The following is a 7,916-nucleotide window of genomic DNA, read 5'->3' on the forward strand; positions in this document are numbered from 1 at the left end:
CCTGTCGTGTTTCTGGGCCAGATCGGCAACCCCGATCCACCGCCGGTGCCGCCGGAGGCGCCCCTTCTCCCGCCACGTGTCCCACTGTCGCCCGCAGCGCTTCTTCGCTCCGCGATCCCGGCGGCAGCGCCTTCTCGCTCCGCGATCCCGCCGGCAGCGCCGCCTCGCTCGGCGACCCCGGCGGCGGGACGCTCTCGCCAGGCGACGCGGCCGGGGGTGCCCCGCCTCGTGAGGCCGCTTGGAGCGCCGTTTCGACCACGCTGAGCTCGTCGCGCCTGCCTACCAACGTCACGTCAACGATTGTCGCGAGGATCCAGCCGGCCCCGCACCCCCAGAGCCGTCGGTCTCGAGCCCGTACGCGCGAGAGCACGTGACGACGGAAAGGATCACGTCATCGCGAACCCGGATCGCTTGCGCCATCGGGCCGTGGACTGTTCTGATCGGGAAGTGCGCGGTTATGACGAGAGCTACCGGCAGAGCATCCACCGGCCCGAGGAGTTCTGGGCAGAGGCGGCGCTGGGCATCGACTGGGACGTGGCGCCCGCCACGGTCACCCGCGACGACAGGTGGTTCCCCGACGGGCGGCTCAACACCTGTCACAACGCGCTCGACCGGCACGTCGCCGCCGGGCGGGGCGGGCAGGCGGCGCTGATCCACGACAGCCCGGTCACCGGCACCGTGCGCACGCTCACCTACGCCGAGCTGCTCGACGAGGTGGCCAGGACCGCCGGCATGCTGCGCGACCTGGGCGTGGTCGCCGGGGACACCGTGGTGATCTACATGCCGATGGTCCCCGAGGCCGTGGTCGCGATGCTGGCCTGCGCGCGGCTCGGGGCGGTGCACTCGGTGGTGTTCGGCGGGTTCGCGGCCAGGGAGCTGGCCCTGCGGATCGACCACGCCAGGCCCAAGGTGGTGCTGTCGGCGTCGTGCGGGATCGAGCCGGGGCGGGTGGTGGCGTACAAACCGCTGCTGGACGCGGCGCTGGAGCAGGCGGCGCACCGGCCCGCCCACTGCGTGATCCTCGGGCGGCCCCAGTGCGCGGCCGACCTGGTCGAGGGCCGCGACCTGGACTGGGCGCGGGCCGTACGCGATGCCGCGCCCGCCGCCTGCGTGAGCGTGGCCGCCACCGACCCGCTCTACATCCTCTACACCTCCGGCACCACCGGCTCGCCCAAGGGCGTCGTGCGCGACAACGGCGGGCACGCGGTCGCGCTGCACTGGAGCATGGCCAACGTCTACGGAGCCGCCCCCGGCGAGGTCTACTGGGCGGCCTCCGACGTGGGCTGGGTGGTCGGCCACTCCTACATCGTGTACGCGCCGCTGCTGGCCGGCTGCACGACCGTGCTGTACGAGGGCAAACCGGTCGGCACCCCCGACCCCGGCGCGTTCTGGCGGGTGGTGGCGACCCACGGGGTAAGGACGCTGTTCACCGCGCCGACCGCGATCAGAGCCATCAAAAAAGAGGACCCATCCGGAAACTTCGCGAAAAAGTGGGACTTGTCGGGGCTGCGCTACCTCTTCCTGGCCGGTGAGCGGCTCGACCCCGACACCTACCACTGGGCGTCCGGCCTGCTCGGCATCCCCGTCATCGACCACTGGTGGCAGACGGAGACCGGCTGGCCGATCGCCGCCAACTGCGTCGGCATCGAGCCGCTGCCGATCAAGCCCGGTTCACCCAGCAAGCCCGTGCCCGGCTGGGACGTACGCGTCCTCGACCCCGAAGGCGGGGAGTGCCCGCCTGGAGTGGACGGCGCGGTCACCGTCAAGCTGCCGCTCCCGCCCGGCGCGCTGCCCACCCTCTACCGCGACGAGGCCCGCTTCACGCGCTCCTACCTGGAGCGATACCCCGGCCACTACGTGACGGGCGACGGCGGCCACCTCGATGAGGACGGCTACCTGTACGTCATGGGCCGCATCGACGACGTGATCAACGTGGCGGGCCACCGGCTGTCCACCGGCGCGATGGAGGAGGTCATCGCCGCCCACCCCGACGTGGCCGAGTGCGCCGTGGTCGGCGTGGCCGACGAGCTGAAGGGCCAGCTCCCCGTCGGGTTCGTGGTGCTGAAGGCCGGCGCGGAACGCGACCAGGACGAGCTCGAACGCGAGCTGACCGCCCTGGTACGCGAGCGCATCGGCCCGGTCGCCGCCTTCCGCCGCGCCGTCGTGGTCGGCCGGCTGCCGAAGACCCGCTCCGGCAAGATCCTGCGCGCCACGATGCGGGACATCGCCGACGGTCACCCGTACACCACGCCGTCCACGATCGAGGACCCGGCGGCGCTGCCGGAGATCGCCGAGGCGGTGAAGCGAACATGACGGGCCGGTAACATCGCCTGCGCGATCGCGGCATTCGGCGCATGATGGGACAGCCGGTCCCGGGAGGAGGCCATGATCGAGACTCCGAACTACGCCGACGCCCTGAGGATCCTCGGCTGCAAGGACAGCAGGCTCGCCAAGGTGATCGGGTTCGCCTCGGCGGCGGAGAACACCGGCTGGGCGCTGGCCGGTGGCGCACGGCTCACGATGGGCCTGGCCGACATGCGGGACGCCATCTTTCGCTACGGCGAGGACGTCATCCGCCGGATGCCCGAGCTGAAGAGCGGCGTGGACCGCTGCACCCGGACCCGCCGGCTGGCCGCCGCGCACACCGTGATCGTCGTCTCGGCGTACTTCGAGGCGCTCGGCGAGGCGAAGCTGCCGTTCACGCTGGACCAGCTCGACCGGGGCGGCAAGATCTCGCGCGGCGTGCCGACGCCCGAGCGGTTCGCCAGGCTGGTGGCGGAGGTGCTGCTCGAACGGCTGCCCACGCCCGAGCCGCACCGCCCGTACGCCGAGACCCGGCAGGCCGTGGAACGTGCCTATCTGCGCATGTCCGAGGCCGTGACCGCCTACGTGAACGGCCTGTCCATCCTGGACGAGCTGCCCGTCGACGACCGGCTCCTGCTGCCCCGCATCCTCGCCGAGGGCCCGCCCGCGCACGCGCTGCGTATCTACGACGAGGACTACCGCTCGCTCGCGCTCGACAGCCACGAGTTCGGCGTACGCAGCCTCGTCACCGAGCAGCCGGCCCCCGCGACGGCGCTGTCGCGGGTGGCCTGGCTGCTGGCCGAGCTGGCCCCGCCCCGCGTGGGCGACCGTCCCGTGATCCACCTGGCCAGGATGGCCGCCAACGCGCTCGACCAGCCGCTCCTGCTGGCCGGCAAGCTCCCGGAGGACGTCACGCTCCCGCTGCTCGGCGAGGGTTACATCAGTCCCCGCTGCCGGGTGGCCGAGCTGACCCGCGAGTCCGCGCCCGCGCTGCGTACCTGGTGGGACGACCAGCGGCTGCTCCCCGACACCGAGGCGTTCCTCGTCGGGCACCTGACCTCGCTGCGCGCCACCCAGGAGCCGCTGCTCCTGCTCGGCGAGCCAGGCTCGGGCAAGACCAAGCTGACCGAGGTGCTCGCGGCGCGGCTGGCCAGGTCGGAGTTCCTGCCGATCAGGGTGGAGCTGCGCGGCGTGGCGGCGCGGGCGGGCGTCACCGAGCAGATCGAGCAGGCCGTCAAGGAGGTGCTGGCGGAGGAGGTCGCGTACGCCGACCTCGTGACCGCCGCCGACGGCGCGCTCCCGGTGATCCTCCTGGACGGGTTCGACGAGCTGGTGCAGGGCGGGGTCAACCGCTACGACTACCTGGAGCGGGTACGCGAGTTCCAGGCCAGGGAGGCCGGCCTCGGGCGGCCCGCGGCGGTCGTCGTGACCAGCCGGACGGTGGTGGCCGACCGGATCAGGTTCCCCGAGGGGCTGCTGGCGCTGCAGCTCCAGCCGTTCTCGGACGAGCAGGTGCGGCAGTGGCTCGACATCTGGGACCAGGCCAACCACGCCCTGCTGGCCAGGCGCGACCTGAAGCCCCTGCCCGCCGAGGCGGCGCTGGTCCACGGCGAGATGGCCAGGCATCCGCTGCTCCTGCTCCTGCTCGCACTCTACGACGCGGGCGGCAACGCGTTGCAGCGCGACCACGGCCCGCTCGGGCGCGCCCGCCTGTACGAGGTCCTGCTGCGCGACTTCACCGAACGCGAGACCGGCGGCGCGCACCGTGTGGTGATCGACCAGGAACTCGTCCTGCTCGGCACGGTTGCGCTGTCCATGCTGGCCAGGGGCCGCCAGGTCATCACCGACGAGGACCTCGACAGGGACCTGCCCGCCCTGTGCCACGGCGGCGAGGACGAGCCCGAAGGCGACGGCCGGGTCGACTGGGCGCGCCGGGCCACCGAGCGGTTCTTCTTCGTCCGCAGGAACGGCCACGCGTTCCTGCACGCCACGTTCGGCGAGTTCCTGGTGGCCTGGCTGACCATGTACGCGCTGCGCGACCTCGACCGGCGCCGCCGCCTGGCGGGGGACGAGCCGCTCGCCCTGGTGCAGTCCGTGGACGACGACCTGCTGTACGCCGTCACGTCCCACTCGTGCCTGGCCGAGCGCGGGCCGACGATCGGGTTCATCCTGGAGTTGCTGGCCGAGGTGCCCGCCGCCGTCCGCGCCCGGTGCGTCGAACTGCTGGCCGACCTGCTGCGGCGGTCCCTGCACGAGCGGCGCCGGCGCCACTTCACCGGCTTCCGGCCGGTACGTCACACCATGACCCGCCGCCTGGCCGCCTACTCCGCGAACCTCACCCTGCTCATCGTCGCCGCCTCCGAGCAGCCGGTCACCGTCTCCTCGCTCCTCCCCGGCCCCGGCTACCTGGAGCGGTGGTCCGCGCTCACCCACCTGTGGCGGGGGGAGCTGGGTGAGGAGGGCTGGACCGGGCTGGTCACCGCCCTGTCGGCGCACCGGGTGGTGACGGACGGCGAGGAGGACGTCGTACTCGGGGGCGCGGAGAGCTCCGGCATGGGCGACGTCGTCGTGGCGGTCGCCACCGGGCACACGCCACGCCACCGCAGGCTGCTCGACCTGCTGCTGCGCGCGCTGGGCGAGGGGCGGGCGCTGCCCTTCCGCGACCGGGTGGGGATCCTGGAGGAGCTGGTACACACCGTGGGCGTCCGGTCGCCGGCCATGCACGGGGCGCTCGGGGCGATGTGGGCGGAGGAAGGGGCCGACCACGGGGCGCTGCGGCCGCTGCTGCGGGCCATGCTCGCCGACCCGGCCGACCGGATGGGGACGTGGGACCAGCTCGTCAAGGCGGGCATCCCGGAGACGGCCCTCTGGGACCTCCAGCACGACATCCCGTCAACTTGACCCGGCCTTAAAGGACCGGGCTTGGATGTAGGGCACCGCTGGCTGTGGTGTGGCCTCCTCCGTCCAGACCACCTAGGGGGTGGCTGGGACGCGTGACTCACGCCCCGCAATCCACGCAGCCTCGCCGCGTGCGGCGATGTTGCGGGAGGCATTCCGGTCGGCGTGGGCAACGACCCCGCAGTTCCGGCAGATGAACAGGGCCTGGCTGACCCGGTTGTTCTTCTCGATGTGGTGGCGGTCAGCGCATTGCTGACTGGTGTACGCCGGATCAACGTGCACCAGCGGGACGCCCGCCCGCCGCGCTTTGTAGGCAAGGAAGGTCCCGAGCTGGTGGAAAGCCCAGGAGTGGAGCGTGACCCGCTGGGGCTTGCGGAGCCGTACCCTCTCCCGGATTCCGCCCAGGTCTTCCAGGGCGATACCGGATGAGGTGCGTGCAGCCTCGGTCACGATCTTCTTGGAGATGATGTGGTTGACGTTCGCGGCGTGCCGCTGCTCTTTGCGACGGCGGTGCTTGAGCCGTCGCCTGGCGGACTTGGTGCCCTTGGCCTGGAGCTTGCGGCGAAGTTCGAGCTGCCGCTTGCGGTGCCGGTTCAGACCACGTCCGTTGAACGGCGTCATGCCCGCCACGGTGGCGATGTTGACGATGCCGAGGTCCACGCCGAGCCAGCCGTCCGGGTGCTCGTTGACCGGGGCTTCGGGCACCTCGCACACGGCGATCAGGTAGAACACGCCGTCGCGTTCGATCAGATCGGACTCGCCCTTGCGGTGTTCACGCAGCGTCTTGAGCGCGTCGGCGGAACAGACGAAGCGGATGTTCTTGATACGCCCGGCGGTGGTCCAGATACTGACGGTCTGAGCGTCGTACTGCCAGCTCAGACACCGGTCGTCAAACGGGTGCGCCGCCTGGGGACGGAAGCTGATCGGCTTGGACTCCCGCCTTGGCCCGGCGCTTGGAGCCCTTCTTGCCGAGGTTGCCGGCACGGATGTTCGCCTTCACTGTGGTGTAGGCGTGGCAGACCTTCTTGATGGTGTGCTGAGCGGCCTGTGCCCCCAGCCCTCGCGTCTTCAACTCGGCGTAGGTGAGGTTGCGCAGCTCGTACTCACGCGGCACGCCGTGCTCGAAGGCCACGGCCGACACCCAGTTGGCGGCGTCGTTGACTGTCTGCAGGGTCGCCGACAGCGCGGCGGCCTGATCGGCCTGCGGCATCAGCTTCACCTGCACGACGATCTTCACAAGCAGAATCGTACCATTACTCTATGTCACCACGCTGGGAGCCGAACCCCGCCATTCGCAGGGACCGTACGGTCGTTCACGCCCTCCACGCACACGTGGTCTTCACAACCCCAAGCGCCGGCGCGGACCCTTCACCGACGACATCCTCACGCGGTGCGAAGAGATCATGCGGGCCGTGGTGATGGACAGTGGTGCTCCGCCGCACGAGGGCTGCGAGGCAGGAGGGCGGCCAGAAGTGGGCGCCCCGCAGGTAGATGCGGATGTGGCCGGGGTATTGCTGTCGCAATCTGCGGGCGGACACGCCTTTGAGGGAGCTGGCCAGCCTGGACAGGGAGACTTTGGGTGGTTGGTGCACCAGCAGGTGTACGTGATCATGCTCGCCGTTGAACTCGGCCGGTTCGGTCTCGAAGCCGGCGCGGAAGGAATACATCGACAACCAGAAACGCCCAGGCTGAGCCGCCCCATGAAAGTTGCCGTCACCGCACCGCTCGGCCCTTGGCGGGCCTTCCGAGCTGCCGTTTCCTCCCGGGCGTGAACGTGAACGCCCGGGGTTCCACGACAGATCACGCTGAACGCCCACAGGCTGGCCGCGGGGCTCGCCGTACGGCCGCGTTTGCCGGGTTCGGCGTACGGCCGCTGACCGCCGGGCTCGGCGTACAGCCGCGTCTGCCGCGCTCGGCGTACATGGTGTACCGCGGTGGTGGTATCGCGCGGTGGGGAAGGGACGCACTACCGTGCAGGGGTGCGGACGATTGCCCTGGTTTGCGTGTTGGGGGTGGCCGTCCTCTCCTCGACCGTCATGGCCTACGGGAACCAGCCGGACGCCAGGCCGCTCGACCTGCTCGGGTACGCGCTGCTCGCCGCGACCGCGCTCGGGCTGGCCTGGCGGCAGACCCGCCCCGAGCTCGCCCTGGCCGTGTGCGTGGGAGCGGCGGCGGGCATTTTCACGCTCGGGTACGCGCTGGCGCTGTGGGCTGTGCCCGCGCTCATCGCGTTGTTCTCGGCCATCGCCGCAGGACGGCGTGCGGCCGGGTGGGCGGGCGCGGCGCTGATGGTGGCGACGCCCGGCGTCGCGGCGGTCATGACCGGCCAGATCGACGTCACGAGCGCGGCCGTCGTCTGGGCGCTGGTCGTGCTGGCCGTGGCCCAGCCGGCGGAGGTGTCGCGGGCCCGGCGCGCGTACACCGCGGAGGTGGAGCGGCGGGCCGTCTACGCCGAGCGGACCCGTGAGGAGGAGGCGCTGCGGCGGGCCCAGGAGGAGCGGCTGCGGGTGGCCAGGGAACTGCACGACGTCACCTCCCACACGGTGTCGGTGATCGCCTTGCATGCCGCCGTCGCCGCCGAGGCCGTCGAACGCGCGGGCGGCCCACCCGAGGCCGCCGCCGCCCTCCAGGTCATCCGCACGTCGAGCCGCCAGGCCCTCAGCGAGATGAAGGCCATCCTCGGCGTCCTCCGCACCAACGACCCCCACGAACCC

The 7,916-nt window shown here is 71.5% G+C and carries 5 protein-coding genes and 2 pseudogenes; 4 read left to right on the top strand and 3 right to left on the bottom strand.

Annotated elements, in window-relative coordinates; translation table 11 throughout:
* Positions 1–426: 426 nt before the first annotated feature.
* A complete protein-coding gene (locus ITP53_RS34985) occupies positions 427–2,313 on the top strand; it encodes a propionyl-CoA synthetase (protein ID WP_456238108.1) in 1,887 nt (628 codons plus the stop codon).
* 72 nt (positions 2,314–2,385) lie between these two features.
* Positions 2,386–5,205: an NACHT domain-containing protein gene (locus ITP53_RS34990; protein ID WP_195899736.1), complete on the top strand. Its 2,820-nt coding sequence runs from the start codon at positions 2,386–2,388 to the stop codon at positions 5,203–5,205.
* Between the two features lie 72 nt (positions 5,206–5,277).
* On the opposite strand, the gene ITP53_RS34995 is transcribed toward ITP53_RS34990, so the two are convergent.
* Together ITP53_RS34995 and ITP53_RS60565 are read right to left on the bottom strand one after the other, a co-directional pair.
* A complete protein-coding gene (locus ITP53_RS34995; RefSeq protein ID WP_328816749.1) occupies positions 5,278–6,186 on the bottom strand; it encodes an RNA-guided endonuclease InsQ/TnpB family protein in 909 nt (302 codons plus the stop codon).
* Positions 6,092–6,439, bottom strand: a complete 348-nt coding sequence (locus ITP53_RS60565) for a hypothetical protein (RefSeq protein WP_328816751.1) — start codon at positions 6,437–6,439, stop codon at positions 6,092–6,094. Before ITP53_RS60565 ends, ITP53_RS34995 begins: the two co-directional genes overlap by 95 nt.
* 23 nt (positions 6,440–6,462) lie before the next feature.
* Between ITP53_RS60565 and ITP53_RS61385 the strand changes: the two are divergent.
* Positions 6,463–6,635 (top strand): annotated as a pseudogene (locus ITP53_RS61385) (transposase); the annotation flags it as partial.
* Between the two features lie 66 nt (positions 6,636–6,701).
* Here the strand turns inward: ITP53_RS61385 and ITP53_RS58175 are convergent.
* A pseudogene (locus ITP53_RS58175) lies at positions 6,702–6,869 on the bottom strand (IS200/IS605 family transposase); the annotation flags it as partial.
* A 312-nt stretch (positions 6,870–7,181) separates the two neighbouring features.
* Between ITP53_RS58175 and ITP53_RS60570 the strand changes: the two are divergent.
* Positions 7,182–7,916: histidine kinase (locus tag ITP53_RS60570; protein ID WP_195899737.1), on the top strand; the 735-nt coding region annotated here is incomplete at its 3' end.

Origin of the sequence: Nonomuraea cypriaca (genome assembly GCF_015645445.1) — a bacterium.
Lineage (GTDB): Bacteria > Actinomycetota > Actinomycetes > Streptosporangiales > Streptosporangiaceae > Nonomuraea > Nonomuraea cypriaca.

Excerpts from the sequence above, each read along its gene's own strand:
- ITP53_RS34990 (WP_195899736.1), top strand. The coding sequence starts at position 2,386 with ATGATCGAGACTCCGAACTACGCCGACGCCCTGAGGATCCTCGGCTGC.